Source organism: Acinetobacter sp. YH12218 (assembly GCF_013417925.1).
Taxonomy (GTDB): domain Bacteria; phylum Pseudomonadota; class Gammaproteobacteria; order Pseudomonadales; family Moraxellaceae; genus Acinetobacter; species Acinetobacter amyesii.
This window is the reverse complement of record NZ_VPDB01000023.1, coordinates 15,108-41,571: the sequence shown is the minus strand read 5'-3', so window position 1 is coordinate 41,571 and position 26,464 is coordinate 15,108. Positions and strand designations below refer to the sequence as shown.

Annotated in this window: 28 protein-coding genes; 15 read left to right on the top strand and 13 right to left on the bottom strand. The window is 40.6% G+C overall.

Translation table 11 applies throughout. The annotated features are described in order from the left end of the window. Positions 1 to 61: 61 nt before the first annotated feature. From FTV03_RS08520 to FTV03_RS08510, 3 genes are all read left to right on the top strand, one after another. Positions 62 to 2,086 (top strand): NADPH-dependent 2,4-dienoyl-CoA reductase, encoded by a 2,025-nt coding sequence (locus tag FTV03_RS08520; RefSeq protein ID WP_180035779.1) that lies wholly within the window; start codon positions 62 to 64, stop codon positions 2,084 to 2,086. A 122-nt stretch (positions 2,087 to 2,208) separates the two neighbouring features. After that, positions 2,209 to 2,613 (top strand): nuclear transport factor 2 family protein, encoded by a 405-nt coding sequence (locus tag FTV03_RS08515; RefSeq protein ID WP_180041007.1) that lies wholly within the window; start codon positions 2,209 to 2,211, stop codon positions 2,611 to 2,613. Between the two features lie 203 nt (positions 2,614 to 2,816). Then, positions 2,817 to 3,908: a YheT family hydrolase gene (locus tag FTV03_RS08510; RefSeq protein ID WP_180041005.1), complete on the top strand. Its 1,092-nt coding sequence runs from the start codon at positions 2,817 to 2,819 to the stop codon at positions 3,906 to 3,908. A 38-nt stretch (positions 3,909 to 3,946) separates the two neighbouring features. Here FTV03_RS08510 and FTV03_RS08505 read toward each other — a convergent pair whose 3' ends face one another. Then, on the bottom strand, positions 3,947 to 5,122 hold the full coding sequence (locus FTV03_RS08505; RefSeq protein ID WP_180041003.1) for an MFS transporter: 1,176 nt from the start codon (positions 5,120 to 5,122) through the stop codon (positions 3,947 to 3,949). A gap of 1 nt (position 5,123) precedes the next feature. Next, positions 5,124 to 5,933, bottom strand: a complete 810-nt coding sequence (dkgB, locus tag FTV03_RS08500; RefSeq protein WP_180041022.1) for a 2,5-didehydrogluconate reductase DkgB — start codon at positions 5,931 to 5,933, stop codon at positions 5,124 to 5,126. Positions 5,934 to 6,040: 107 nt separating this feature from the next. Here dkgB and FTV03_RS08495 point away from each other — a divergent pair, with 107 nt between their 5' ends. Next, positions 6,041 to 6,925: a LysR family transcriptional regulator gene (locus FTV03_RS08495; RefSeq protein WP_180041020.1), complete on the top strand. Its 885-nt coding sequence runs from the start codon at positions 6,041 to 6,043 to the stop codon at positions 6,923 to 6,925. Between the two features lie 112 nt (positions 6,926 to 7,037). Here the strand turns inward: FTV03_RS08495 and FTV03_RS08490 are convergent, their stop codons facing one another. Further along, positions 7,038 to 7,451, bottom strand: coding sequence for an internalin (locus tag FTV03_RS08490; RefSeq protein WP_180041001.1), 414 nt, complete (start codon positions 7,449 to 7,451; stop codon positions 7,038 to 7,040). Positions 7,452 to 7,680: 229 nt separating this feature from the next. On the opposite strand from FTV03_RS08490, the gene FTV03_RS08485 reads away from it, so the two are divergent. The 7 genes from FTV03_RS08485 (at position 7,681) to FTV03_RS08455 (ending at position 14,623) form a co-directional block, all read left to right on the top strand. Next, positions 7,681 to 9,321 carry a CTP synthase gene (locus tag FTV03_RS08485; protein ID WP_180026261.1) on the top strand — a complete coding sequence of 547 codons (1,641 nt, stop codon included), beginning with the start codon at positions 7,681 to 7,683 and terminating at the stop codon, positions 9,319 to 9,321. 31 nt (positions 9,322 to 9,352) lie between these two features. Continuing rightward, positions 9,353 to 10,210, top strand: a complete 858-nt coding sequence (gene kdsA / locus FTV03_RS08480) for a 3-deoxy-8-phosphooctulonate synthase (protein ID WP_078188522.1) — start codon at positions 9,353 to 9,355, stop codon at positions 10,208 to 10,210. A gap of 64 nt (positions 10,211 to 10,274) precedes the next feature. Continuing rightward, positions 10,275 to 11,564 (top strand): phosphopyruvate hydratase, encoded by a 1,290-nt coding sequence (eno, locus tag FTV03_RS08475; RefSeq protein ID WP_180040999.1) that lies wholly within the window; start codon positions 10,275 to 10,277, stop codon positions 11,562 to 11,564. Positions 11,565 to 11,580: 16 nt separating this feature from the next. Beyond that, entirely contained in the window at positions 11,581 to 11,973 is a 393-nt protein-coding gene (locus FTV03_RS08470; protein ID WP_078188520.1) for a septum formation initiator family protein, read from the top strand. Continuing rightward, on the top strand, positions 11,936 to 12,661 hold the full coding sequence (ispD, locus tag FTV03_RS08465) for a 2-C-methyl-D-erythritol 4-phosphate cytidylyltransferase (RefSeq protein WP_180040997.1): 726 nt from the start codon (positions 11,936 to 11,938) through the stop codon (positions 12,659 to 12,661). Before FTV03_RS08470 ends, ispD begins: the two co-directional genes overlap by 38 nt. A gap of 85 nt (positions 12,662 to 12,746) precedes the next feature. Further along, positions 12,747 to 13,883 carry a rod shape-determining protein RodA gene (rodA, locus tag FTV03_RS08460; protein ID WP_180007840.1) on the top strand — a complete coding sequence of 379 codons (1,137 nt, stop codon included), beginning with the start codon at positions 12,747 to 12,749 and terminating at the stop codon, positions 13,881 to 13,883. A gap of 68 nt (positions 13,884 to 13,951) precedes the next feature. Beyond that, positions 13,952 to 14,623 carry a hypothetical protein gene (locus tag FTV03_RS08455; RefSeq protein ID WP_257220720.1) on the top strand — a complete coding sequence of 224 codons (672 nt, stop codon included), beginning with the start codon at positions 13,952 to 13,954 and terminating at the stop codon, positions 14,621 to 14,623. Positions 14,624 to 14,643: 20 nt separating this feature from the next. Here the strand turns inward: FTV03_RS08455 and FTV03_RS08450 are convergent, their stop codons facing one another. The 10 genes from FTV03_RS08450 to FTV03_RS08405 form a co-directional block, all read right to left on the bottom strand. Next, positions 14,644 to 14,946 carry a cyd operon YbgE family protein gene (locus FTV03_RS08450; RefSeq protein ID WP_078188516.1) on the bottom strand — a complete coding sequence of 101 codons (303 nt, stop codon included), beginning with the start codon at positions 14,944 to 14,946 and terminating at the stop codon, positions 14,644 to 14,646. Positions 14,947 to 14,949: 3 nt separating this feature from the next. Beyond that, positions 14,950 to 15,051 carry a cytochrome bd-I oxidase subunit CydX gene (gene cydX, locus FTV03_RS08445; RefSeq protein ID WP_002120988.1) on the bottom strand — a complete coding sequence of 34 codons (102 nt, stop codon included), beginning with the start codon at positions 15,049 to 15,051 and terminating at the stop codon, positions 14,950 to 14,952. 24 nt (positions 15,052 to 15,075) lie between these two features. Beyond that, positions 15,076 to 16,221 carry a cytochrome d ubiquinol oxidase subunit II gene (gene cydB, locus FTV03_RS08440; protein WP_180040995.1) on the bottom strand — a complete coding sequence of 382 codons (1,146 nt, stop codon included), beginning with the start codon at positions 16,219 to 16,221 and terminating at the stop codon, positions 15,076 to 15,078. Then, positions 16,218 to 17,804 (bottom strand): cytochrome ubiquinol oxidase subunit I, encoded by a 1,587-nt coding sequence (locus FTV03_RS08435; protein ID WP_078188514.1) that lies wholly within the window; start codon positions 17,802 to 17,804, stop codon positions 16,218 to 16,220. Before FTV03_RS08435 ends, cydB begins: the two co-directional genes overlap by 4 nt. Then, complete coding sequence (gene cydP, locus FTV03_RS08430; protein WP_078188513.1) at positions 17,804 to 17,995, bottom strand: cytochrome oxidase putative small subunit CydP; 192 nt, start codon at positions 17,993 to 17,995, stop codon at positions 17,804 to 17,806. The genes FTV03_RS08435 and cydP overlap by 1 nt, the downstream gene beginning before the upstream one ends. Before the next feature lie 522 nt (positions 17,996 to 18,517). Further along, complete coding sequence (locus FTV03_RS08425; RefSeq protein ID WP_180040993.1) at positions 18,518 to 19,597, bottom strand: porin; 1,080 nt, start codon at positions 19,595 to 19,597, stop codon at positions 18,518 to 18,520. A 312-nt stretch (positions 19,598 to 19,909) separates the two neighbouring features. After that, positions 19,910 to 20,323 carry an HIT family protein gene (locus FTV03_RS08420; RefSeq protein ID WP_078188511.1) on the bottom strand — a complete coding sequence of 138 codons (414 nt, stop codon included), beginning with the start codon at positions 20,321 to 20,323 and terminating at the stop codon, positions 19,910 to 19,912. A 31-nt stretch (positions 20,324 to 20,354) separates the two neighbouring features. After that, a complete protein-coding gene (locus FTV03_RS08415; protein WP_078188510.1) occupies positions 20,355 to 20,624 on the bottom strand; it encodes a YARHG domain-containing protein in 270 nt (89 codons plus the stop codon). A gap of 88 nt (positions 20,625 to 20,712) precedes the next feature. Next, on the bottom strand, positions 20,713 to 21,585 hold the full coding sequence (locus FTV03_RS08410) for an NAD(P)-dependent oxidoreductase (protein WP_180040991.1): 873 nt from the start codon (positions 21,583 to 21,585) through the stop codon (positions 20,713 to 20,715). An 18-nt stretch (positions 21,586 to 21,603) separates the two neighbouring features. Continuing rightward, complete coding sequence (locus FTV03_RS08405; RefSeq protein WP_180011252.1) at positions 21,604 to 22,698, bottom strand: alpha/beta fold hydrolase; 1,095 nt, start codon at positions 22,696 to 22,698, stop codon at positions 21,604 to 21,606. Positions 22,699 to 22,840: 142 nt separating this feature from the next. Here FTV03_RS08405 and FTV03_RS08400 point away from each other — a divergent pair, with 142 nt between their 5' ends. The 4 genes from FTV03_RS08400 to FTV03_RS08385 all read left to right on the top strand — a co-directional run bounded on the left by FTV03_RS08400 (position 22,841) and on the right by FTV03_RS08385 (position 26,343). Then, positions 22,841 to 24,028 (top strand): O-succinylhomoserine sulfhydrylase, encoded by a 1,188-nt coding sequence (locus FTV03_RS08400; RefSeq protein ID WP_180040989.1) that lies wholly within the window; start codon positions 22,841 to 22,843, stop codon positions 24,026 to 24,028. A gap of 32 nt (positions 24,029 to 24,060) precedes the next feature. Beyond that, positions 24,061 to 24,390 carry a YbaB/EbfC family nucleoid-associated protein gene (locus tag FTV03_RS08395; protein WP_078188506.1) on the top strand — a complete coding sequence of 110 codons (330 nt, stop codon included), beginning with the start codon at positions 24,061 to 24,063 and terminating at the stop codon, positions 24,388 to 24,390. A gap of 12 nt (positions 24,391 to 24,402) precedes the next feature. Next, positions 24,403 to 24,999, top strand: coding sequence for a recombination mediator RecR (recR, locus tag FTV03_RS08390; RefSeq protein WP_180040987.1), 597 nt, complete (start codon positions 24,403 to 24,405; stop codon positions 24,997 to 24,999). Positions 25,000 to 25,200: 201 nt separating this feature from the next. Further along, positions 25,201 to 26,343, top strand: coding sequence for an HRDC domain-containing protein (locus FTV03_RS08385; protein WP_180040985.1), 1,143 nt, complete (start codon positions 25,201 to 25,203; stop codon positions 26,341 to 26,343). Positions 26,344 to 26,464: the final 121 nt, after the last annotated feature.

Genomic DNA, 26,464 nt, shown 5'->3' with positions numbered 1-26,464 from the left:
GAAAGCTCGTATACAAGCGAAGATAAAAATAGCCAGCTTTTCAGCACGCTAAGGAGAAAAAATGTCAAATTATCCAAATTTATTGGCACCACTAGATTTAGGTTTTACAACGCTAAAGAACCGTGTATTGATGGGTTCTATGCATATCGGCCTTGAAGAAGCACCGGGTGGCTATGAACGCATGGCAGCTTTTTACGCTGAGCGTGCGAAAGGTGGTGTAGGTCTGATTGTAACTGGTGGTATTTCTCCCAATGATGATGGTGTGACATTTGCTGGTGGTTCAAAATTAGACTCTTTAGAAGAAGCAGAAAAACATAAAGTGATTACGCAGGCGGTACATGATGCTGGCGGTAAAATTGCGATGCAGATTTTGCATACAGGTCGCTACTCGTATCAAGCCAATAATGTTGCACCTTCATCTATTCAAGCACCAATTAACCCAGTAAAACCGCAAGCTTTAAGCACAGCAGACGTCGAACGCACGATCAATGATTTTGCCAAATGTGCTCAGTTAGCACAGACAGCGGGTTATGATGGTGTAGAGGTCATGGGGTCAGAAGGTTATTTAATTAATGAGTTTATTGCTGCACGTACCAACCACCGTGATGATGAATGGGGTGGCAGTTATGAAAACCGGATTCGTTTTCCAATCGAGATCGTGCGTCGTACGCGTGAATTAGTCGGTGAAAATTTTATTATTATTTACCGTCTTTCTATGCTGGATCTGGTTGAAGGTGGTTCGACTTTCGAAGAAGTTGTGCAACTTGCAAAAGCCATTGAAAAAGCCGGTGCAACTATTATCAATACCGGTATTGGTTGGCATGAAGCGCGTATTCCGACCATTGCAACCAAAGTGCCACGTGCTGCATTTACATGGGTGACCAAGAAATTAAAAGGTCTTGTGAATGTTCCTTTAATCACCTCAAACCGTATTAACACTCCTGAAATGGCTGAGCACGTACTTGCTTCGGGTGATGCAGATATGGTGTCCATGGCACGTCCAATGCTGGCTGACCCACGTTTTGTAGAAAAAGCAGAACAAGGTCGTAGTGATGAAATTAATACCTGTATTGGTTGTAACCAAGCCTGTCTAGATCATATTTTCTCGATGAAAATTGCAACATGTTTGGTTAACCCTCAAGCTTGCTATGAAACTGAACTGATTTTTAAAGAATCTGCACAGGTGAAAAATATTGCTGTGATTGGTGCGGGACCTGCAGGTTTAAGCTTTGCAACTTATGCTGCAGAGCGTGGTCATAACATAACTATTTTTGAAGCATCGAGCCAAATTGGTGGACAGTTTAATATTGCGAAAACGATTCCTGGTAAAGAAGAGTTTTATGAAACGCTGCGTTATTTCAAACGTAAAATAGAACTATTGCCTCAGATTAAATTGGTACTGAACCATACGGCAACGTATGAAGAATTAGCTCAGTCTGATTTTGATGACATCGTGGTGGCGACGGGTGTAACGCCGCGTCAGTTAGATATAGATGGTATTGATCATCCAAAAGTATTGAGTTATTTACAGGTTTTACGTGAACGTCAACCTGTGGGCAAACGTGTAGCGATCATTGGTGCAGGCGGTATTGGTTTCGATACGGCTGAATATTTAACGCATGAAGGTGAAAGCGGTAGCCTCAATCCTGAGAAATTTTATGATGAATGGGGTATTGATACCACTTATGCGCAAGTCGGTGGCTTGAAACATCCAGACGTCGAAGAATCGCCGCGTGAAGTGTATTTATTGCAACGTAAGGCTAAATCGGTTGGTGCTGGCTTAGGTAAAACCACGGGTTGGATTCACCGTACAGGTTTGAAACACCGCGATGTGAAAATGATTGCGGGTGCAAGCTACGACAAAATTGATGATCAAGGTTTGCATATTACCGTTGATGGTCAATCACGTATTTTAGATGTTGATCATGTGGTGATTTGTGCAGGTCAGGAATCCTATACCGCGATGTATGAACAGCTACAAGCAGATGGCAAAAATGTGCATTTGATTGGAGGTGCGAAAGAAGCCGGTGAGTTGGATGCTAAACGTGCCATTCGTCAAGGTGCAGATTTGGCTGCGGTGATTTAATCAGCCTCATACTAAACCACGACAACTTCATTCAATTTAATATGCAGTTGTCGTGCTTCCTCTCCATTTGGGAGAGGAGTTTGAGGAAAGGGAAATGATTCATCAAAAAAAAGGACATAAACATGACTATTGAAACAACAAAAAAATCTGTTGCACGTTGGCACGAAATGCTCGACACACGGGATATGAATATTTTAAATGAACTCTTGGCAGAGGATGTGGTGTTTCGTTCACCTGTCGCGTTTAACCCATATCCAGGTAAGCCTGTAGTAACTTTTATTTTGACCAATGTGATTCAAATTTTTGAAAATTTTACCTATCACCGTGAGTTTTACTCAGAAGATGGTTTAAATGTGGTGCTTGAGTTTTCTGCCAATGTTGGCGAGAAAAAATTAAAAGGGATCGACATGATTCAGTTTAATGAACAAGGACAGATGATTGATTTTGAAGTCATGCTCCGTCCGAAAAGTGGCTTGGAAGTATTGGCGGCGAAAATGGGTGAGCGCATTATGCAATATCAGCCTTGAATCTGCTGATTTTTAAATGCTCATCACAGAATGATAAAAAGCATGATGGATATTGTCATGCTTTTTGCTTATGAGGTTTAAGTAAACAAATATTGCTAGTGAGATATGGTTTTGTAGATACGTTTGTTTAATGGGCCTTGTTGGTCAAAGTGAAAAGATTGAAATGATTTGCTGTAGTGCGAAGCGAGGTGAAGGTAAGGTCAATGAATAATGTGATGCATAAAGGGCGTCTGGCTCTTTTAAATTTTGTAGATCATGCCATCGGTGCGGAAATACCACAGCTTTATTATCATCCTGAAGGGCAAATGAAACATGTGGTGCGGAAGTTAAAGCAACTACATGAAAAATATCGTCCTACGCCTTGGCTGTCGAATACTCATGCACATTTACTGTATTTTGATGTCATTAAAAAGCGCCAAGTGAAGCTTAAATACGACGCTATAGAGCAACTGACCATGGCTGATGGAGGGATCACAGCCATTGCATGGTTGGGTTTAGATTTACCTGCGGATGTGCCAACTGTGGTGCTCATGCATACGATTACGGGAACGCCTGAAAGTATGCGAGAAGTGGTTCGGGATCTTCATCTATATACAGGTTGGCGCATTGCACTCTGTTTAAGACGTGGCCATGCCAATTTACCTATGCCAGTTGCCAAAATAAATTTATTTGGTTCAACAGATGACTTACGTGAACAGATTGCCTGTATTCAGCAGAAATTTCCCGAATCGTGTTTGTATGGCGTCGGTTCATCTGCAGGAACGGGGCTATTGGTCCGCTATTTAGGCGAACAAGGTGAGGAAACACCACTTAAAGCGGCTTTTGCTTTATGTCCGGGCTATGACACCGAACTTGGTTTTAAAAATGTCCATCCTTTTTACAGTAAAATGATGACCAAGAAGCTCTTTCAGAAATTTGTAGAACCCTATTCTGCAACATGGTCAACAACACCATCTTTAATAGAAGTACTAAAAAGTAAAAATTTGGCGCAGTTTGAGCGTGCTTATTTCCAAATGGCTGGTTTTACTGATTATGAAAGTTATGCAAAATCTACCAATCCAATTTATGTATTTGAAAATCTTAAAATTCCTTTGATGATTTTAAATGCCGAAGACGATCCTATTTGCCACATTCAAAACTTTGAGCCCTATAAAGAATTAATCCGCTCTTTGCCGAATGTTGTGGTGGTAACCACCAAAAAAGGCAGTCACTGTGGTTATTATGAAGGTCTAGTGGAAACCCATTCATGGGCAACCAAATTAATGGCAGATTTTTTAAAGTTATATGCGAACTAAAAAATAGCCTACTTTGGGTAGGCTATTTTAAGTGTGTGTTACTCGGCTTGTGGGCAACATGCAGTTGTTTGAGGTTTAAGCTTCATCTGTATCAATACTAAAATCAACGCTATAGCGCTCAGTGTAGCGCCTGCATAAGACACTGCAGCATAGCTGAGGTTAAGATTTAGCACTGCGGCACCTGCAACAGCGCCCAAAGCATTTCCAAGATTAAATGCACCAATATTCACTGAAGAAGCGAGGCCTGGTGCATCGTGAGCGACTGTCATAACACGCATTTGTAAAGGTGGTACAACGGCAAAGGCTGCTGCTCCCCAGATGATTAATGCAATCGCCGCGCCAATGGTGGATGTTGCTAAAATTGGAAATAACAGCATCATCAGCATGAGTAAGACTAAAAAGCCAATCAAGGTTTTATCTAAGGATTGATCTGCAAACTTACCACCGAAATGGTTACCAATTGAAAATCCGATCCCGATTAAAACCAACATGAAAGTGATAAGTTCAGGGCTTGCATGGGTAAAGACTTTTAAGCTCGGTGCGATATAGGTATAGAGCGCGAACATAGCTCCAGCACTCATTACCGTGGTGAGCAGTGCTAAAACAACAGGCATGCGTGTTAATACTTTTAACTCTGCTCGTACATCAGGTTTTTCGGTCTGTTGCCGATGGGGCAGTGCTTTCCATAATGCCAACATGGTGATGATGCCAAGTAAGGTGATGGCCGCAAAAGACATACGCCAACCGATATTTTGCCCCACCCATGTTGCGAGTGGCACGCCGCCAATATTGGCAATGGTCAAGCCCATAAACATCATAGCAACGGCACTGGCTTGTTTATCTTTTGGAACAACACTTGCTGCGACGACAGAGCCTAAGCCAAAAAAGGCGCCGTGGTTCAAACTCGTCACTAAACGCGCAGCCATTAAACCTAAATAATCTGGCGCAACTGTGGCAAGCAGATTGCCAAGGGTGAAAATTGTCATTAATAACATGAGTGATGTACGTTTTGGAAAACGTGCTAACCATAAGGTCATCAATGGGGCACCAATCATGACGCCAACGGCATAGGCACTAATCAGTAAGCCCGCTTGAGGAATAGATACCGATAAATCTGCTGCGATTTCAGGCAAAAAACCCATCGGTGAAAATTCTGTTGTGCCAATTGCAAAAGCACCTACGGCTAATGCAATTAATGGAAAATTGAATTTCATATTAAATATCCCAAACTGGAGCAAGTTCAGGTGGGTTCACTTCACGCGCATTTCTGTCGAGTGTGGCAATGGCCTGCATCTGTTCAGGTGTTAAATGAATCTCTTGAGCTTTTAAATTACTGATTAAATGTTCAGGTTTGGTTGAAGATGGAATCACGGCATAACCTTTTTGCAGTGCCCATGCGAGTGCAATTTGAGCTGAAGTAGCTTGGTGTTCGGTCGCGATGTTTAACAGCGTTGGGTCTTGCAAAACTTTGCCATAGGCCAAAGTCATATAGGATGTGACATCTATATTGTTCGCTTGTAGATAATTGGCCAAGTTTTGATTTTGTAAATATGGACTCAGTTCAATTTGATTGGTTGCAATATTTTCTAGCCCAATGTGATCAATGGCTTGTTGAGTGAGCTCTATATTAAAATTAGATACACCAATATGCTCAGTCAATCCTTGTTTTTTTGCCTCAAGTAAATGTCCCATTAATTCAGGAATATCGACTCCAAGTGCAGGTGCTGGCCAATGAATAAGTGTAAGGTTAACTGCATCAGTCCTCAATTTAATTAAACTGTCTTTTAGACTGGGTATTAGTTTGTCGGCAGCATAATTTTCAGTCCAAATTTTCGTGGTTAAGAAAATATCAGCTCGATTGACCTGACTTTCATCGATTGCTTGGCCTACTTCTGCTTCATTACCGTAGATTTGTGCGGTGTCTACAGCACGATATCCAACTTCTAAGGCAGTTTTAACAGAATGAATGACAGTGTCACCTGTCAAACGGAAGGTGCCGACACCAAATTGAGGAACAATCATCAGGAATTCTCTTTTTTTGAGTTGATGCTATTGTGCTGCTAATTTTATTGAAGAAAAATGCATGAGTTTGGGATATATTATTGATTAAAAATCACGAATTCGAATATGCAATGAAATCGACCATTGAGGAGCTTCAGGCTTTTACTGTTATTGTAGATAGTGGCTCTATTATCAAAGCAGCAGAAAGATTAGATCAAACAGCATCTGGTGTCAGCCGCGCATTACAGCGTCTGGAATCTAAATTAAATGTAACCTTGTTGGAACGAACTACCCGCAAAATTAAGCTCACGCAAGAGGGGCAATTGTTTTTAGCAAAAACACGGCGGATATTGAATGATTTGAGCGAAGCGGAAGATTCTCTGCTGAAATTAGATGCAGATACTTCGGGATTAGTGCGAGTCGATTCAGCAATTTCTTTTATTCTGCATATGATCGTTCCCTTGATTCCAGAATTTAATGCACGTTATCCGCATATACAGATTGAATTAGTAAATCATGATCAAGTGATTGACTTATTAGAGCATAAAGCGGATGTTGCAATTCGCTTTGGAAAATTAAACGACTCCAGTTTGCACGCAAAACTTATTTACAAGAGTCGACTGTGTTTGGTGGCGAGTCCTGAATACCTTCAGCAGCATGGACGTCCGCAAAATGCTGAAGAGCTAACTGCACATGCTTTACTTGGATTTAGTCAAATTACCCATATGAATACTTGGCCGATCCAAGTCGCAGGGAAACCTTTGACGATCCGACCAAATATTAAGGCATCAAATGGTGAAACACTACGGGAGCTTGCGATTCATGGGATGGGCATCGCTTGTCTTTCGATTTTTATGTTAGAAAAAGATATTGCAGAAGGGCGATTGGTACAATTTTTAGACGATCAAATTGAACCGCATGAACAGCTTATTCATGCTGTCTATTATCAACAAGAGCATTTACCGAAACGTGTTCGTTTATTTATTGAATATTTAGCTGAAAAATTACAAGAATAGTTGTGAGAAAAAACAGTGCATCGTCGGGTACAGATTTTTATTTACATAGAAACAATAAAAAACCCGACTTTTGCCGGGTTTTTTTGATCATTTGTTTGATAAAACTTCGATCTTAGTTCTCTAAGGCTGGTGTTGCAGCAGCAATGGCAGCAGCTACGGCGTCATCTTCAGACTGTGCAGAACCTGAGTTTTGTTTAGGTTGAGCAGCTTGTGCAGGTTTTTCTGCAGCTTTAGGTGCTTCTGCTTTTGGAGCTGGAGCTTCTGCAGGAGGAGTAGGTTCACGACGAATTTCAGTTGTTGTATTCGGTGTTTCTTCACGAATCACTTCAACTTGCTGTTGAGTCGTTTCTTCAACAACGGGTTGTTCTTCAACTGGTTCTAATTGTGTAGGTACAGATGCTGTTGGTTCAGATGCTGCAACTTCAACCTGTTCCTGTTCTTCTTCTTTTGGTGCTTCTTTTTTTACACATGCTGTAAGAAGTAGACCTGTTGCGATTGCACCGCAGATTAAAAGTTTCTTATTCATAATTACACAAAACAAAAAAGTGTGGATTGGATAAATGCATTATAACAGCAAATAAGAATATAGAAATGATAAGAACTTACTCTAAATTTTTATGATAATTGCTGTTACAATAGCCAATTGTTAATTGTTCTATGAATTGATGCGGAATGACTTTGCTTTCTTGGTACAGAGTAAAGTAAAATCGCACAACATTGTAGGCCAATTTAGGCTCCATTGTACGAGAAACTTAATGACCCATTTTATTTTCGTTACTGGTGGTGTTGTATCATCACTAGGTAAAGGTATTTCAGCTGCATCAGTGGCTGCGCTTTTAGAAGCCCGTGGTTTAAAAGTAACCATGGTAAAAATGGATCCATACATTAATGTCGATCCAGGGACTATGAGTCCATTCCAACACGGTGAAGTTTTTGTCACAGAGGATGGTGCTGAAACTGACTTAGACTTGGGTTATTACGAACGTTTCTTGCGTCGTGCGAAAATGACCAAACTGAACAACTTTACTTCAGGACGAGTGTACCAAGATGTCTTGAATAAAGAACGTCGTGGTGACTACCTCGGTGGTACAGTTCAAGTTATTCCACATATTACTGACAATATTAAAGAACGTGTTCTTCGCGCAGGTGAAGGCTATGACGTTGCGATCGTTGAGATCGGCGGTACAGTAGGTGACATTGAATCTCTCCCATTCATGGAATCTGTACGTCAACTTATGGTCGAACTAGGTCATAAGCGAACAATGTTAATGCACTTAACTTTACTCCCATACATTAAGTCAGCTGCTGAATTAAAAACTAAACCAACTCAACACTCTGTAAAAGAGCTTTTGTCGATTGGTATTCAACCAGACATCCTGATCTGCCGTACAGAGCATGATGTTGATGCTGATACTACACGTAAAATCGCGTTATTTACGAACGTTGAAGCACGTGCAGTTGTGGTGTGTAAAGATGCGCGTTCGATTTACCAAATTCCACGTACATTCTATGAACAAAACGTTGATGATTTAATCTGTGAACGTTTTGGTTATAACGATCTTCCAGAAGCTGATCTTACAGACTGGGATAACGTTGTAGATGCATTACTAAACCCTGAATACACAGTTCGTGTAGCGATGGTTGGTAAATACGTTGAACTTCCAGATGCATACAAATCTGTAAACGAAGCACTTTTACATGCGGGTATTCAAAACCGTGTGAAAGTTCAAATCGACTACGTCAATGCTGAAGAACTTGAAAGCCAAGATGTAACCGACGTATTAAAAGACGCGGATGCAATCTTAGTTCCGGGCGGTTTCGGTGAGCGCGGTACAGAAGGCAAAATGAAAGCGATTCGTTTTGCACGTGAAAACGGTGTGCCGTTCCTCGGCATCTGTTTAGGTATGCAGCTGGCTGTGATCGAATATGCGCGCAACGTTGCGGGTATTAGTGATGCAACTTCAACTGAATTTAACCGTTCTACAAAATCACCATTGATTGGTCTAATCACTGAATGGTTAGATGAGCGCGGCGAAGTTCAACAACGTAATGCAGATTCTGACTTAGGCGGCACAATGCGTCTGGGTGCTCAAAAATCTGAATTGGTTGCGGGAACAAAAACTGCACAAGTTTACGGTTCTGAAGAGATCGTTGAACGTCATCGTCACCGTTATGAAATGAACAACCGTTATATCCCAGTGCTTGAAGAAAAAGGCATGAAGATTTCAGGTTATTCTCCAGTACAGCGTCTCGTTGAAACTGTTGAAATTCCTGAACATCCTTGGTTTATTGCTGTACAATTCCATCCGGAATTTACAAGTTCACCACGTGATGGACACCCATTATTCGCAGGCTTTATTGATGCTGCTAAAAAGCAGTACCAAAAAGCGAAATAATGTGTTTTTGACTAAACCAGGAAGAGTTTAAATGTCACAATTAAAACCACAGGAAATTGTACGTTTAGGCGATATACAAATGGCAAATCATTTGCCATTTGTACTATTCGGCGGCATGAACGTACTTGAGTCAAAAGACCTTGCTTTTGAAATTGCTGAAACCTATGTGGATATCTGCAAACGCTTGGATATTCCGTATGTGTTTAAAGCAAGTTTTGATAAAGCCAATCGTTCAAGCTTGAACTCTTTCCGTGGCCCAGGCCTGGAAAAAGGAATCGAGTGGTTAGCTGACATAAAAAAACACTTTAATGTGCCGATTATTACTGACGTACATGAACCATATCAAGCTGCGCCTGTTGCTGAAGTTGCGGATATTATCCAGCTTCCTGCATTTTTAAGCCGTCAAACTGACCTTGTTGAAGCGATGGCGAAAACTGATGCCATCATCAACATTAAAAAAGCACAGTTCCTCGCACCACACGAAATGCGTCATATTTTGCATAAGTGTTTGGAAGCAGGGAATGACAAACTGATTCTTTGTGAACGTGGTTCAGCATTTGGTTACAATAATTTAGTTGTAGACATGTTGGGCTTTGACATCATGAAAGAAATGAATGTCCCTGTGTTCTTTGATGTTACGCATGCGCTTCAAACGCCGGGTGGTCGTGCGGATTCTGCAGGTGGTCGTCGTGCGCAAATCACGACACTGGCACGAGCAGGTATGGCGACTGGTTTAGCAGGATTGTTCTTAGAAGCTCATCCAGATCCAGAAAATGCCAAATGTGACGGTCCATGTGCGCTACGCATGTCACAGTTGGAACCTTTCTTGGCACAGTTAAAAGAGCTCGATACCTTAGTTAAAGGTTTCGCAAAGTTAGACACACACTAATTCGATACACATTGATGCGTCACTTTTGACGCATCATTTTTATTAATCAACTGAGGAATTGTTCATGAGTCAAATCGTTGACATTCGTGCACGTGAAATTTTGGACTCTCGTGGTAACCCTACCATCGAAGCAGACGTAACCTTAGCCTCTGGCGTTGTAGGCCGTGCATGTGCACCATCTGGTGCTTCAACTGGTTCTCGTGAAGCTTTAGAACTTCGTGACGGCGACAAAGCTCGTTACTTAGGTAAAGGCGTTAAAACTGCGGTTAACAACGTTAACACAGTAATTCGTGATGCATTGTTGGGTAAATCAGTATTCGAACAAAAAGACATTGATAACACAATGATCGCGCTTGACGGTACTGAAAACAAAGAAAAATTAGGTGCGAACGCAACTTTAGCGGTATCGCTAGCTGCTGCACGCGCTGCTGCTGACGAAAAGAAAATTCCACTTTTCCAATACATCGCAGACCTTCGTAATAACAGCATTTTGACTATGCCTGTTCCAATGATGAACATCCTAAATGGTGGTTCACATGCAGACAACAACGTAGACATTCAAGAATTTATGATCGAGCCAGTTGGCTTCACTTCATTCTCTGAAGCTTTACGCGCTGGTGCTGAAATTTTCCACTCATTAAAATCTGTATTGAATCAAAAAGGTTTAAACACAGCAGTGGGTGATGAAGGTGGTTTTGCGCCAAACTTACGTTCTAACGAAGAAGCAATTACAGTAATTCTTGAAGCAATTGAAAAAACTGGCTACAAAGCAGGTTCAGACATTATGCTTGCGCTTGACTGTGCATCTTCAGAATTCTACAAAGATGGTCAATACATCCTTGCAGGTGAAGGTAATAAAGCATTCACAAGCAACCAATTTGCTGACTACCTTGCTGGTTTTGCGAAACAATACCCAATCATCTCAATTGAAGATGGTTTGGACGAGTCTGATTGGGAAGGTTGGTCTTACCTCACTTCAATCCTTGGCGACAAAATCCAATTGGTTGGTGATGACCTATTCGTTACGAATCCTAAGATTCTTCAACGTGGTATCAACGAAAAAGTGGGTAACTCGATCCTGATCAAGTACAACCAAATCGGTACGTTGACTGAAACTCTAGATGCAATCTACCTTGCGAAAGCAAATGGTTACACTACAGTAATTTCACACCGTTCTGGTGAAACTGAAGATTCTACAATTGCGGATCTTGCAGTAGGTACAGCAGCGGGTCAAATCAAAACTGGTTCACTTTGCCGTTCTGACCGTGTAGCGAAATATAACCAATTACTTCGTATTGAAGAATTGACTAATGCTGCATATCGCGGTAAAGCTGAGTTCAAAGGTTTGAACTAAGCAGATCATGCTATCTATGTTAAATGTATTTGACTCCAAAGCGAGTAAAGCATTGTTGGGCCTTGCGATCTTTTTGATCGCAGGGTTTCAATATTTATACTGGTTCGGTGAAGGTGGTTATCATCAACATCAACAACTGAGTCAGAAAATACAACAACAAGTCGAACTCAATGACGAATTAAAAGAACGAAATCGTGTGCTTGCCGCTGAGGTATACGATTTAAAAAATGGCGTTGAAGCTATTGAAGAGCATGCTCGTCTAGATTTAGGTTTAATTAAACCGCATGAAACTTTCGTACAGATGAGTACGATCAGTACTCAGTACAAACCAATTTATATTGATCCAAACGCAAAAGTAGACCTACGTACCAATGAGTCAGAACCCGCCGAACTTCCACCCGAACCTTAAATTGTGGGCCATTATTCCTGCTGCTGGTTCAGGAAGTCGATTTTCTAAAACTGAACTAAAACAATATCAAAACATTGCGGGTCTAACGGTGCTTGAACACACAGTTGCACGTCTCAACCAATTGCCTTTAACAGGCTATGTATTGGCTATAGGCGAGCAAGATAATGTTGCGCAGACCTTGGCACTCACTAATCAAGAGAAGGCTCATTTTTGTTTAGGCGGTGCAGAGCGTGTGCATTCTGTACTCAATGCATTGCAATATCTATCTAAGATTGCCAATGATGATGATTGGGTATTTGTTCATGATGCAGCACGACCATGTGTCTCACAGTTGAGTTTAGAAGATTTAGTTCAATCGGCAGTAGAAACTGAGCAAAGTGCGATTCTCGCCATTCCCGTACGCGATACATTAAAACGAGTTGAAACGGCGCCACTTATATCAACAACGGTAGATCGTTCAACTTTATGGCAAGCACAGACACCACAAATTGCCAAATTGGGTGTACTTAAAAATGCCATTGAACAAGCGCTTGCCGCTGGTGCGACCATCACAGATGAGGCAAGTGCTTTAGAATTTTTCGGTGAGCATGTCAATGTCGTGCAGGGTCGTTCGGACAATATTAAAATTACCTATCCTGATGACTTGGAATTGGCACGTTTAATTTTAGCGTCTCAAGTTAATAGATGATTATTTCAAGGAATATTTAAGGGAAAGTGATTTTTACTGTCGCTTTAATCTATAATTCCCGCATCCTTTTTAGATCTGTTTCGCAATGATCCCTTCTCAACAGTATCGTTTTTTACGTCAGTCATTACGCGATGGCCGCAGTATAAAACACGATTCTTCTCGATGGGCTAAACTTCATTTAGACCCGTGGTTACTTTGCTTCTTGGTACTCAATGCAATATTGGGGCTGATGGTTGTCTATAGTGCGACCGCAGAAGACTCGGGAATGGTGCTGCGTCAAGCCACAAGTTTTGGCGTGGGCTTTATTGTGATGCTGATCTGCGCGCAAATTCCACCCAAAGTTTACCAATCTATGAGTCCGTACTTATATGCCATCGGTATATTTTTACTGTTGTTGGTTTTGGTTATTGGTGAAAAAAGGATGGGGGCGAAACGCTGGATTAGCTTGCCGGGTATCGGCAGTATGCAGCCGAGTGAGTTTATGAAATTTGCCATGCCACTGATGATGGCGTGGTATTTTGCGCGAAAACCATTTCCACCGAAATTTTTACAAATCGTCGGGGCATTAATTTTATTATTGATTCCATTTGCATTGGTCGCTTTACAGCCCGACTTGAATATTGGTTTGATTATTCCGGGTATTTTTGTTTTATTTTTAAGTGGTATGTCTTGGCGTTTGATTGCAGGTGCTTTAACAGCCTTTGCGATTGCAGCACCTGTACTCTGGATGTTCTTTTTGCAGGAATATCAGAAAAAACGTGTACTGACGTTATTTGACCCGGAGTCTGACGCGCTTGGTGCAGGTTGGAATATTATTCAGTCTAAAATTGCCATTGGTTCAGGTGGTTTAATGGGTAAGGGTTATACCGAAGGGACACAGTCGCACTTGGGTTATCTTCCAGAGCATCATACTGACTTTATTATGTCGACCTATGCAGAAGAATTTGGCTTTATTGGTGTTTTCCTTTTATTTAGTTTGTTTACAGCAATTATTGTTCGCTGTCTGATTATTGGACTAAATTCTTTCCATAATTTTGGACGACTTTATGCAGGGGCGATGGGCTTAACTTTCTTCTTCTTTGTATTTTTGAACTCAGGTATGGTTAGTGGGATTTTGCCTGTAACAGGCGATCCATTACCTTTGATGAGTTATGGGGGGACGGCAGTCATATCCATGCTTGCAGGTATGGGGATTGTGATGTCGATTCATACGCATCGTTAAATTTTAAAGCTGGAATTAATCCGGCTTTTTTTATATTTAAAATTTTGGCATTTAAAAAATGGAAGCTGATGTTGATAGATATTTTTCGTGATTCTGAATCGATGTTGGATGAGCTATATAACGAGTTAAATCATTCAGCATTTATTGGTGGCGTGCAGCGACTTGATTTAGTCTATGAATGTTGTGAATTATCCATGGAGCATGGTGAAGCCATTTTACAACTTTTAGAATCACGCCAAGATATATCTGCACTCGCATTATTTCGAATTCAATTTGAAGCTGTGGTGAGGGCATATTGGTTACTAATGGTTGCCTCTAATATAGAAATTCAGAAATTTGAAATTCAACGAGAAGAAGAGTTGCTTCAGAATGTGAAAATTCCTACCGTAGCTGAAATGATTACAAAGTTAGAAAATGTTGTAGAAATTAAGCATATTGTTGAAATGTTTAAAGAGTTTAAGTTCTATTCGTTAAAGCATTTGCATTCGATTGTGCATACTGGTCGAAACTCATTAATTCAGCGAAAAGCTGGGTTGGCGGATGCTCAGCGCATAATAATAGTGAAGCAAGTCAATGGATTTATCATAATGGCAGCTCAAATTTTGCTAAGGCATGCCGCTAAAGAAAAATATATTCATCATATCCATGAAAAATTTAGAGGCTGTTTTCAAATGCAAGACGATATTACAGCAGAAAAAAAAGCCGAAATTGATCGTAAATATAATAAAGCCCTCAAGTGAGGGCTTTATTTAGATATTAATTAATGTAGGAACCATGTGTAGTAGCCCCATAACATGAGTGGCCAAGCGAGGAAGGGGCTAAAAAGCCATTTCCAGAACCAATGGTGTGGTGTAAAACCCACACCATGCACAAAACCACCTGAAATACCTATCATGATGAACATCAGCGCTCGATGGCTATATCCACCATTGTCATCCAGCATGGCAGCAGGATGTACAAGTAACACGGCTGCCAAAGGAAAAGCTAACAGGCAGGAAATGACCATTGCAAATTTATTTGGCTTCTTTTCTACAAGTGATTTTTCTACAGCAGCATCAGTCATTTGTTATTCCTCATCTAGATCTTGATGATGTTCGATGTAAAGCGCACTAAGTACACCTGCAAAACATGCCATCAAAATACCGAGAATCCAAGCAAAATACCACATCGTCTTTTCTCCTTAGACACAGCCTTAGTATAGGCTGTGTGAATTCTCTTCAATATGTTTGTTAGTGACTACACCCCACATCTTGTAGTAACACCAAGTTGTGTAGCACAGGATAAGTGGGACAAAAATACATGCTGCAACTGTCATCACAGTTAGGGTATTTTTACTTGATACCGCATCCCACATAGTCAAACTTACAGTTGGGTTGATGCTCGATGGCATAAGGAAAGGGAACAATGCAAAACCAGCAGTTAAGATTGCACCAATGACTGCCAAGCTTGAACCAAGGAAGCTGAAACCTGCTTTACCTTTACCTGCGGCAAGGATGATGATCAGCGCACCTAAAATAGCCATGATTGGCGCAATCATAGTAATAGGATAAATACTATAATTGTTCATCCAACCTGGGTTGGCATTGGTGATCACTTCTTTAGCTAATGGGTTTGCAACGCCATTAGTGTCAAACGGTTGAGCTAATGTGTAGCCTTGGATATTACCGAAGTATAACCATGCGCCTGCCAGTAAGAAGCAAACTAAGAATACGATACCCATAAGCTGAGTTGCTTTTGCAGAGCGTGCGCGCAGATCGCCGTCTGTACGAAGCATGAGCCATGCACCACCGTGAGCGCAAAGCATAGATAAACTCACGATACCGCAAACTAAAGCGAATGGGTTAAGCAGTGCAAAGAAGCTCCCTGTATAAGTCGAGCGAACAGTTTCGTCCATAGTGAATGGAACACCAAGGAACATATTACCAAACGCAACACCAAATACGAGGGCAGGAACGGCACCACCAATTGCTAAACCCCAGTCCCAAGAATTACGCCACTTGGTATTTTCAAGTTTAGAACGGTAGTCAAAACCGACTGGACGTAAGAAGAGAGCGAAGAGTACCAGTAACAGCGCCCAATACATGCCTGAGAATGCAGTTGCATATACCATTGGCCATGCTGCAAACAGCGCACCACCGGCAGTAATAAACCACACTTGGTTACCGTCCCAGTGTGGGGCAATCGTATTGATTGCCGCACGACGTTCTTCGTCTTTTTTACCTACGAATGGCATGATCGCCATTGAGCCCATATCGAAGCCATCGGTGAGGGCGAAGCCGATCAGTAGGACACCGACTAATACCCACCAAATGATTTTGAGTAATTCATATTCGATCATGCTTGAGCCTCCTCATTTGCCTTTTTTGCAGCTTCAAGTTTCTCGAAGTGGTATTTACCAGTATGTAGAGAACTTGGGCCAAGGCGTGAGAATTTAATCATTAAGTACATTTCAATGATCAGCAGTACAGTGTAGAACGCTGCCAATGCAAGGATAGAACCCCATACATCACCTGTACTTAAGCTAGAAGCTGAAAGATGTGTAGGTAGAACTTCACCGATAGTCCAAGGTTGACGACCAACTTCGGCAACATACCAACCTGTTTGTGCTGCAATCCAAGGTAATGGCAGGGCAAATAAAGCAAACTTTAATAACCAAGGTTTGTTTTCTGCATTACGTTTACCGACAGCAAAGGTAGCAAGTACGAACAGAAGGAGCATTAAGAAACCAGAAGCAACCATTGCACGGAATGCCCAGAACAAGCTTGGGACATGTGGAATAGTGTCTTTTGCAGCTGCTTTGATTTGTTCGTCAGAAGCATCGACAACTTTGTCTGTGTATTTTTTCAGAAGCAGACCATAACCCAAGTCTTTTTGAGACTCAGCAAATGCTGCTTTAAGTTCAGGAGAAGTATCGCCTGCACGAAGTTGTTCTAACTGCGAGTAAGCCACCATACCGTTACGAATACGCGCTTCGTGTTGTACGATCAGGTCTTTAATACCTGTCACTTCTTTGTCAGTTGAACGTGTTGCGATAATCCCCATGACATAAGGAATTTTGATCGCGTAGTCAGTAGACATGGTTTCTTTATTTGGAATACCGAACAAAGTAAATGGCGCTGGAGCTGGGTGAGTGTCCCATTCAGCTTCAATCGCAGCTAGTTTAGTTTTTTGTACGTCACCAATTTCATAACCAGATTCATCACCCAGTAAGATCACCGAAAGTGTAGACGCTAAACCAAAGATAGCAGCGATGGCGAATGAGCGACGCGCAAATGGCAAGTCACGCTTTTTCAATAAGTAGTAACTTGAAATTGCCAGTACGAAAATAGCACCAGTCACATAACCTGCAGATACGGTATGCACGAATTTAACCTGAGCCACGGGGTTGAAAATCAGCGCACCGAAGTCCACCATTTCCATACGCATGGTTTCATAGTTAAAAGCAGAACCAACAGGGTTTTGCATCCAACCATTGGCCACTAAAATCCATAGTGCAGACATGTTCGAGCCTAGAGCAACTAACCAAGTGACAGCCAAATGCTGAACTTTGGATAGGCGATCCCAGCCGAAGAAGAATAAACCAATAAATGTTGATTCAAGGAAGAATGCCATCAGACCTTCAATGGCTAATGGTGCACCGAAAATATCACCGACATAGTGCGAGTAATACGCCCAGTTAGTACCGAACTGAAACTCCATGGTCAAACCAGTAGTAACACCTAATGCGAAGTTAATACCGAAGAGTTTTCCCCAGAATTTAGTCATGTCTTTATAAATTTCTTTGCCAGAAATCACATAGGTGGTTTCCATAATGGCAAGAATAAAAGCCAGACCTAAAGTCAGCGGAACAAAAATAAAGTGATACATCGCGGTCATTGCAAATTGGAACCGCGAAAGATCGACCACGCTTTCAGAAATCATCAACGTGTCTCCTTGATTTGGGAAGGACTGCCAGCAATATGCTCGGCAACTTGATTGTCAAAGTTTTTAGGGATAGTAGGGGCGTCGAACCAGATGTTCTTAATGATCATTAAAATAATCACTTTAATTATTAGTATTGCGGTTATTTCTCTGACCACACGACGATTTAAATCTTTGAATTTTAAGCTCATGGAGATAAGCCTATTCTTTAAACTTGTACTATATTATTAACAAATATATACAAAAAGCAAATAGGTTGAACAGTTAAAATAAAAATATATTATTAAGCATAGTAAATACAAAGACTTATTGTGTTTGATAGTTAAAAAATAAACTAATTTTTTATTTTAAATACTTGACTAAAACACTTGTGTTTAAATATTTTAAATCCGACTAAAACGCTTATATTTATATTTTAAATTCTGACTAATTTACTATATTTACTAAAAGTTATATTGTTAATAATGAGAATCTTTATTGAATGAATAAGATTTTTATTTGTTATGTTTAAGTTTTGCTAAAAAAAATGGGCTATTGATGTAGTGCTGTTAAACGATCTCTATATGGTTGATGTTAAAGAGGCTGGACTAAGTTTTTTAAATACTTTTTAAATATTTGATACATGATGAACTTAGCTTATTTTAGTCCTGAAACATTTCTTTTGAGTAAAAAAAGACATACCGGAGTATGTCTTTTGGGGGAGATATTGCAGCTTAGAAGTCGTAACGTAGACCAAGAGAAAGTGCAGTTGCATTTTCATCACCGATCCCTGAAATACCGTTACCGAAGCTACGACCTTCTTTCCAAGGATTGAGTTTAGAGTTTTTGTCGTTAAGCACAGTTGCTAAGTTGCTGTATACGCGTAATGTGCTATCCAACTTATGTTCTACACCCACACCGATCAAGCTTGCATTGGCATCATCAGCATCTACGTCACGGTAGAAGTATTCACCGCGTACTGAGGTTTTAGGCGTTACTTTATATTCGCCAGCTACACCGAAAACTTGCGCATCTGGGTTGGCTGTATTGTTGTCGTGTTTGGCAATTTGGTATAACGCACCCAAGTTAAATTCTTCAGTTAACTTATATGCACCAGCAATACGCAATGCATCACGACTTGCACCACCAGCTGCGTTTGCTGCATTTTCATCATACTTTTCGTAAGCTGCTGCAAAATCAATAGGGCCTTCTTTATAAGTTAGAGCAAGATCATAGGCTTTGTTATCATCTTTGCCTTCGCCATCTGCTTCACGGTCAATTTGTGTACCTGAATGCATTGACATTGCAGCCAATACATTGAAACCACCGCTAAATTTTGGCGATTTATATTCAATGGTGTTTTCATTACGTTCATCAAATTTTAAGTTGCCTACACGTGTTACGTTACGAACGTCACCAACCATGTCACCGAAGAAGTTCACAGGGCTACGTGCGACTTTAAATGGGCTGTCAAAACGACCTACACGTGCTTGACCATAAGTTGAACTTTTTAAACCCACGAATGTGTCACGTGTTGAAAAATCTACACCTTTGCTGTCTTGGCTACCGCTTGCAAAGTTTACTTCTTGCTCAATTTGAGCGAATACGTTGAGGTCATCATTAATTTTTTGATCTACTTTGAAGCCTAAGCGTGAAGCGTTAGAAGAAAGACCAACTTCGTTGTAATCTTTACCATCATCTAGATAGTCAAGAGAGACATGTGCACGGCCATAAATTTTTACATCTGCAGCAGATGCCATCATTGGTGTAAGAATTGTTGCCCCGATTGCTAATGCACATAGATTTTTTTTCATTTGAAGCTCCAGAAGACTTTTCCAGTCATATCAATATGTTTTATCAGTAGCTTGGCTAGAAGTAATTTCGCTATCTAATGGCGCTAAGTATTCATTACAAATAAGACAGTTCTATTAAGGAAATATTTCAAAACGGTGAAAGGTGATTTTTGGTTTAAATTGTATTTTTATTTATAAAGATTGATATTTATTAAATATTTATAGTTATTTTTAAATATTAAATTTTGCAGTTAAAATGACTTGGCACAATATTCTAAACATAAAAAAATGGAGCCGAAGCTCCATTGATCATCACTTTAAACTCAATTGAACTTAAAGTGCTGCTTTGATTTTTTCGCCAATGGCTTTGATTTTTTCCATGTCGCCCATTTGTGCGGCATGTTTACCTAATTCATGCACTGAAGTCGGAATTAGGTGGAAATGCACATGCGGAACAGTTTGACCCGCAGCAGCGCCAGACAACTGCATCAATACGATACCTTTCACGTCTAAGGCTTTTTCCATTGCTTTTGCAACTTTTTGAGCTACCTGAATGGTATAAGCAGCCGCTTCTGGATCTAAATCAAGCAGCGTAATAGCAGGGGTTTTAGGAATTACGAGCGTATGACCTTCGGCCTGTGGCATGACATCCATAAAAGCGAGTACTTGATCATCTTCATAGACTTTAAACGCAGGAAGTTCTCCGCGTAAAATCCGAGCAAAAATATTTTGATCATCATAAGTCATTGCTAAATTCCTTGTGCGAATTGAATCGTAATTATTTACAATTCAATTCTTTCTGACGATCTTTGATCGCGTCAAGTCGTTGTTGCTCTTTTTCTGAAAATTTAGGCTTAGTTGTGTAGCAATTGTCATTGCCAAACTTCGCTTTAGCATCAGGATCTTTAAAGCAGAAACCTTTCGATGCATAAATCACGTCATGGTCATTTTTCAACTTTTGGCATTCTTGCTCAGATGCTAAAACAGCAGTAGAAGCCCCGATTAAAGTTACAGCACCTAGCAAAGTTGCAAGGGTAAATTTGTTCATGCGAGTTTCCTCTGTCATTTGTAACAATGTGTGTTATGACACTAGAGTACAATATGATGGTTATTTATCGTTATTCAATGGCGAGTTATTACTCAATTGTAATTTTACTCCATTTTTCATACATAATCATAGCGCTTGAAAAATCACTGTTTTCTTCAGCTTGATCGCTTGCTGCTTGGATTAAATTTTGCGTCAAAGAGAGCACAGGGGCTGAAAGTTTTGCTTGTCGTACCAGATCAACAGCAATTCCCGTATCTTTTGCAAGTAATGGAAGCGCAAAGGTTAATGGGAAGCTACGATTCAGTACGCGCTGCGGTAAAACTGTTTCAGTCACATTACTTTTACCGCTCGACGCATTAATACAATCGAGTGCTTCATGTAAGTCCACGCCATGCGCTTTTAAGGTGGTGAATCCTTCAGCAACTGCACAAAGATTTACAGCCATTAACATGTTGTTTACAGCTTTAACGGCAAAACCCGCACCCGGTTCACCCACATGTTTAATCAGTTTGCCAAATGTTTGGATCGCAGGTAATGCACGTTCAAAGGCTGCTGCGTCACCACCAATCATGACGGTTAATGTTCCAGTTTCAGCGCCAATGGTTTGTCCACTCACAGGGGCGTCTAAGAACGAAACGTTTTGTTGCTTTAAGGCTGAAGCGAGTTTTTTTGCAGATTCTGGCACACCGCTGGTACAGTCGACCCAAATCGAGCCTGATTTCAGCGTCACACTCGCAATTAAATTTTCAACATCTTGGCTGATGGGTAGGCATGAAAAAATAATGTCCGCTTGCACTGCTTGCTCTAATACAACCGCTTGCGTACCAAATTCAGCAGCATGTTGCTCTGCCTTGGTAAAGTTTCGATTCCAGACATAAACCGTGTCGAACTGTTTTGGTAGGTGCGCTGCCATACGGTAACCCATTGCGCCCAATCCGATAAATGCAACTGACTGAATCATCTTTACCCTCTAAATTTTTTATTTCAATAAACTGGATCTTTGTGTAAGCCACTGGGTCAAAGTTGGCCAAAATTGATTGGCACTTTTTTGACTCGACATCAGGCCGAGGTGACCACCGGGAATGAGAGTAAACGTGACATCTTGACTACTTGTCAATTCGCCTAAAGGACTTGCTGCATCGGCAGTAACGATTTGATCGGTAGAACCCGCGCCAATCAACAAAGAGCAGTGGATATTTTTTAATTGAATAACTTTATCTTTCAATTGAATAATGCCATTTTTAAGTGGATTTTGTAGCCAAACATTGAATACCATGTCTTGGTTAATGCCACCCGGATAGTCAATCATGTGATTGAGAAAATCGCCCATGGTTGCATGCTCATACAGGTCATGTAGATTGTCTAAGTTAGATAGAAATTGTTTTTGGCTTTTGAACCAACCCATTGGATCAACGATTTTAAAACCAATTGCATTGAGTACGCCCGGTGTATGGATAAAATGTTTAGGAATTTTCCCTGTGTAGACCTTTTCTTGTAAATTCTTACTACGTGAAAGCAAGCGATTGGTTTTTTGAAATAACTTTCCGATACGACCTGAGGCATAGCTATCAATCGGTGCGCCCATCACCATGAGATTTTTAACATGTTCAGGTTGATGTAATGCGGTATACAGCGTGACAAAGACTCCAGCCATGCTCCAACCGTGTAGCGAGATGTATTGACTATCTGCATGCTCACAAATTTGATCAATACAATGTGGAATCACATCATCAATAAACGATAGAAAATTTAAGAATCGATCTTGATAGTTCAACTTTCCCCATTCCAACAAATAGACATCAAAGCCACTGTGTTGAAAATGTTTCACCAATGAGCGATATGGATACAAATCATAAATTGCCATATTGATGGCCAGTGGTGCAACAAACACTAAGGGTTCTTTGTATTTACGATCAGGCGAAGCGTAATACCGAACTTTTGCATGTTTATATTCAGTAATTACTTCATAGGGTGTTGATTGAGAAAGGACCAGCGATTTTGCATTAAACACACGTGTAGACAGGTGTTTAATTTTCTTTTGCTGCGCCAGAAATTTCTGTTTGAAAGGATGCATAACTGTCAATTGCCTAAGTCCTTGTAGGATTGGTCGAAGTCTAAGCGATAATTTCGTATTTTACCTTGACCTTAAATAGCTTAGACGCTCAAAATATTGGCAATTCTTCACAAAGGCAGTTCTTCGCGACTGAGTAATACAGATGAGCCAACAAGACGACATCGAATACCAATTAGAGACTTTAGCGATTCGTACAGGTCATACTCGTACTTTTGAGGGTGAACATAGCGAGCCAATTTTCCTGACTTCATCATTTGTTTGTGAAAGTGCAGCAGATGCCGCAGCAAAATTTTCAGGTCAAATTGAAGGCAATACCTATTCACGTTATACCAATCCAACTGTACAAGCTTTCGAAAAACGTTTAGCTGTTTTGGATGGTGCTGAAGCCGCAGTTGCGACAAGTTCGGGTATGGCAGGCGTACACGCGATCACTTTGGCATATTTAAAAGCTGGCGATCATGTGGTGTGTTCACGTGCTGTCTTTGGTTCGATCATTTCTCTGTTTGAAAAATATGTCATCAAATTTGGCGTTGATGTTACTTTTGTTGATTTGGAAGATTTAGATGCTTGGAAACAAGCGATTCGTCCAACTACACGCCTATTGTTTATTGAAACACCGTCAAACCCATTAGCTCAAGTAGGTGATTTACAAGCCATTGCCGATATTGCACATGCGCATGGCGCATTATTTGCAGTCGATAATACCTTCTGTACACCAGTGTTACAGCAACCGATTAAATTTGGTGCGGACCTCGTGATCTATTCATCAACAAAATATATTGATGGTCAAGGTCGTGCGCTAGGTGGTGCAGTTGTTGGTAGTGCAAAATTGATGGAAGAGATTACAGGTGTTATTCGTACACTGGGTAACTCGATGAGCCCATTCAATGCATGGATCTTCCTGAAAGGCCTAGAAACTTTAAGCTTACGTATGAAAGCCCACTGTGCCAGTGCTCAGACTTTAGCTGAATGGTTGGATGCACACCCGAAAGTTGAAAAAGTGTACTATGCGGGACTTCCAAATCACGAAGGTCATGAGTTGGCGAAAAAGCAACAAAAAGGCTTTGGCGGAGTTGTATCGTTTGTTGCCAAAGGCGAACGTGAAGGCGCTTGGACAGTGATTGATAATACTAAGTTCCTTTCTATTACAAGTAATTTGGGTGATGTAAAATCAACAATTACTCATCCTGCAACGACTTCTCATGGCAGAATGTCAGCAGAAGCGAAAAAAGCAGCAGGGATTAGCGAAGGTTTAATTCGCGTATCTGTTGGTTTAGAAGATATTAATGATATTATTCGCGATCTTTCACGCGGTTTAGATCTTATCTAAAGTGAATTCATCAGTTTTGTTCGGAGATTTTTATGAACATTAATATGCTCATGCAGCAAGCTCAACGCATGCAAAAAGAAGTTGAGAGCAACATTAAAAAAGCCAAGGAAGAGCTTGCACAAGTTGAAGTTCACGCTGAAGCAGGTGGTGGTCTGGTTAAAGTTACTATGACTGCACGTCATGTAGTGAAACGTATCGAAATTAATCCTGAACTACTTCAAGATGATGCAGATATGATTGAAGACTTAATTGCAGCGGCAATGAATGATGCTTCACGTCAAGCTGAAGTGATTTCAGAAGAAAAACTGAAATCTGCAAACTCTGGTATGGGGCTTCCACCAGGTCTTTCAGGTTTATTCTAAGGAATACGTTGAATGTTTAGTGATCGTTTTGATCAACTTGTACAGGCATTGCGTATTTTGCCAAGCGTTGGGCCAAAGTCGGCTCAACGTATGGCACTGCACTTAATCATGAAAAATAGGGAGGGTGCTGTTGGTCTGGCACATGCCTTGACTGAAGCAACCAACTATATTCATGAATGTTCCATTTGCCATTCATTGACTGAAGATGAGGTATGCAACATATGCGTCTCGTCAGAGCGTGATGATCAACTGCTTTGTGTGGTTGAATCTCCTGCAGATGTCATGGCAATCGAGCAAAGTGGCAGTTTTAGAGGGAAATATCATGTATTGGGTGGGCATTTGTCGCCACTCGATGGTATTGGCCCCGACGAAATTGGTATCCCATATTTAATTCAACGACTAAGTGATGGTAAAGTGCAGGAAGTGATCTTGGCGACCAATGCAACGGTTGAAGGTCAAGCGACAGCACATTATTTGCTTGAAGCGACTAAACATTTACCAATACAAATGACCCGTATTGCACAGGGTGTACCACAGGGTGGTGAGCTTGAATATGTGGATAGTCATACCTTAAGTCAGGCCGTGCATAACCGAATGCGAATGAAGTAACTATAGAGCGAAACTCGTTTCGCTTTGTATAATTTTCACCTAATTATTTATACTTAATAACGATTAAAGTTTTTATTTATAATGAATAAAAAAGCCAAATAAAGAAAATAAGTCACTAAAATAACGTTTTTCCTTATAGATAAATAATATATATCAGTTAATATAAGCTCATAGAGCATCTAAAATTAGACTCAGCAACTTATGTATCAATTCATTCAAAATCAGCCAGATTTAAATTCTGTTTTAAATCTTATGGACCAAAGCTCGATTTACGGACTCGACACCGAGTTTATAAAAGTAGATACCCTGTGGCCCAAACTTGGACTTTTCCAAATTAATGTACAAAATCAGGTGTATTTACTTGATGGTACAACCCTCGATTTAAGCCAATTTTGGCAAAAATTATTTGTGGCCCAGCAAAACATTTTTCATGCTTGTAGTGAAGATATCGACCTGATTTATCACTATGCACAGCATAAGTCTTTAGAAAATGTCTTTGATACACAAGTTGGGATGTCATTTTTAGGGCATGGCTTACAAGTCAGCTATCAAAATGCCTTAAAAACCATGCTCGATGTCGATATTGATAAAGATCAGACCCGTTCAGATTGGTTGGCTCGCCCACTCAGTGCCGAGCAAATGAACTATGCAGCGAATGATGTACATTATTTAATGAATTTAAGCCAAACGATTCAAAATGAGTTGGCTGCGAAAAGTTTATTAAATTGTGTGCTTGAGGACTGCAAAAATTTAACATATGAAATCGGCACTGAAACGCCGATCCATTTGTTGTATCACGATGTTGGTAATTATCGACATTCACGTCGTCAGCTCATGCAAATTCAGCAATTGGCCGTTTGGCGTGAGCAAATGGTGAAAGCCTTAAATCAGCCACGTAGTTTTATTCTTAAAAACTCAACCATCATTGATATGGTGGAAAAAAATCCAAAAAATAATTTTCAATTGAGCGCGGTGAAAGACATTCGTCCGAACATTGTGCGTGAGCATGGTAAAATTATTTTAGATTTGTTGAAGTTTTTACCAGAACAAGCTGAATGGCCGCTGCGTATGGCACGTCCAATTCGTCATTCTTCTCAGGATATTGGTTCGCGCGTCGATACCGTTATTCAGCGTGCAGTACAAGAAACCTCTGTGCCTAAAGAAGTTTTAATGCGCAAAAAATGGTTAAATGCCTTGTATCAGCATGTGGTTTTTCATAATGATGAACAGGATTTACCGAGCTACCTATTGGGCTGGCGCTATGATTTGCTGACGAAGCCTTTAATTGAAGTACTGCATGCCGATGAAAGCTATCTTTCTGGTCAAATGAAAGTGTTGGAATAAGTTCTGATTGATTAAAGAACTATCACTTATACAAATTCACGACTGATGCGTTAATAAACACTAATGTATCAGTCTTTTTTTTGATGTATCCTTTGCCTTGCGTTTAATGAGTATTGATTCA

Excerpts from the sequence above, each read along its gene's own strand:
- recR (WP_180040987.1), top strand. The coding sequence starts at position 24,403 with ATGTTTAGTGATCGTTTTGATCAACTTGTACAGGCATTGCGTATTTTG.
- rodA (WP_180007840.1), top strand. The coding sequence starts at position 12,747 with ATGATCCCTTCTCAACAGTATCGTTTTTTACGTCAGTCATTACGCGAT.
- FTV03_RS08490 (WP_180041001.1), bottom strand. The coding sequence starts at position 7,451 with ATGAATAAGAAACTTTTAATCTGCGGTGCAATCGCAACAGGTCTACTT.
- FTV03_RS08505 (WP_180041003.1), bottom strand. The coding sequence starts at position 5,122 with ATGAAATTCAATTTTCCATTAATTGCATTAGCCGTAGGTGCTTTTGCA.
- FTV03_RS08495 (WP_180041020.1), top strand. The coding sequence starts at position 6,041 with ATGAAATCGACCATTGAGGAGCTTCAGGCTTTTACTGTTATTGTAGAT.
- FTV03_RS08400 (WP_180040989.1), top strand. The coding sequence starts at position 22,841 with ATGAGCCAACAAGACGACATCGAATACCAATTAGAGACTTTAGCGATT.
- cydB (WP_180040995.1), bottom strand. The coding sequence starts at position 16,221 with ATGATCGAATATGAATTACTCAAAATCATTTGGTGGGTATTAGTCGGT.
- eno (WP_180040999.1), top strand. The coding sequence starts at position 10,275 with ATGAGTCAAATCGTTGACATTCGTGCACGTGAAATTTTGGACTCTCGT.
- FTV03_RS08510 (WP_180041005.1), top strand. The coding sequence starts at position 2,817 with ATGAATAATGTGATGCATAAAGGGCGTCTGGCTCTTTTAAATTTTGTA.
- cydP (WP_078188513.1), bottom strand. The coding sequence starts at position 17,995 with ATGAGCTTAAAATTCAAAGATTTAAATCGTCGTGTGGTCAGAGAAATA.
- FTV03_RS08420 (WP_078188511.1), bottom strand. The coding sequence starts at position 20,323 with ATGACTTATGATGATCAAAATATTTTTGCTCGGATTTTACGCGGAGAA.
- FTV03_RS08395 (WP_078188506.1), top strand. The coding sequence starts at position 24,061 with ATGAACATTAATATGCTCATGCAGCAAGCTCAACGCATGCAAAAAGAA.
- FTV03_RS08425 (WP_180040993.1), bottom strand. The coding sequence starts at position 19,597 with ATGAAAAAAAATCTATGTGCATTAGCAATCGGGGCAACAATTCTTACA.
- FTV03_RS08435 (WP_078188514.1), bottom strand. The coding sequence starts at position 17,804 with ATGATTTCTGAAAGCGTGGTCGATCTTTCGCGGTTCCAATTTGCAATG.
- FTV03_RS08485 (WP_180026261.1), top strand. The coding sequence starts at position 7,681 with ATGACCCATTTTATTTTCGTTACTGGTGGTGTTGTATCATCACTAGGT.
- kdsA (WP_078188522.1), top strand. The coding sequence starts at position 9,353 with ATGTCACAATTAAAACCACAGGAAATTGTACGTTTAGGCGATATACAA.
- FTV03_RS08410 (WP_180040991.1), bottom strand. The coding sequence starts at position 21,585 with ATGATTCAGTCAGTTGCATTTATCGGATTGGGCGCAATGGGTTACCGT.
- FTV03_RS08415 (WP_078188510.1), bottom strand. The coding sequence starts at position 20,624 with ATGAACAAATTTACCCTTGCAACTTTGCTAGGTGCTGTAACTTTAATC.
- FTV03_RS08470 (WP_078188520.1), top strand. The coding sequence starts at position 11,581 with ATGTTAAATGTATTTGACTCCAAAGCGAGTAAAGCATTGTTGGGCCTT.
- FTV03_RS08450 (WP_078188516.1), bottom strand. The coding sequence starts at position 14,946 with ATGACTGATGCTGCTGTAGAAAAATCACTTGTAGAAAAGAAGCCAAAT.
- ispD (WP_180040997.1), top strand. The coding sequence starts at position 11,936 with ATGAGTCAGAACCCGCCGAACTTCCACCCGAACCTTAAATTGTGGGCC.
- FTV03_RS08405 (WP_180011252.1), bottom strand. The coding sequence starts at position 22,698 with ATGCATCCTTTCAAACAGAAATTTCTGGCGCAGCAAAAGAAAATTAAA.
- FTV03_RS08385 (WP_180040985.1), top strand. The coding sequence starts at position 25,201 with ATGTATCAATTCATTCAAAATCAGCCAGATTTAAATTCTGTTTTAAAT.
- FTV03_RS08520 (WP_180035779.1), top strand. The coding sequence starts at position 62 with ATGTCAAATTATCCAAATTTATTGGCACCACTAGATTTAGGTTTTACA.
- FTV03_RS08455 (WP_257220720.1), top strand. The coding sequence starts at position 13,952 with ATGTTGATAGATATTTTTCGTGATTCTGAATCGATGTTGGATGAGCTA.
- FTV03_RS08515 (WP_180041007.1), top strand. The coding sequence starts at position 2,209 with ATGACTATTGAAACAACAAAAAAATCTGTTGCACGTTGGCACGAAATG.
- cydX (WP_002120988.1), bottom strand. The coding sequence starts at position 15,051 with ATGTGGTATTTTGCTTGGATTCTCGGTATTTTGATGGCATGTTTTGCA.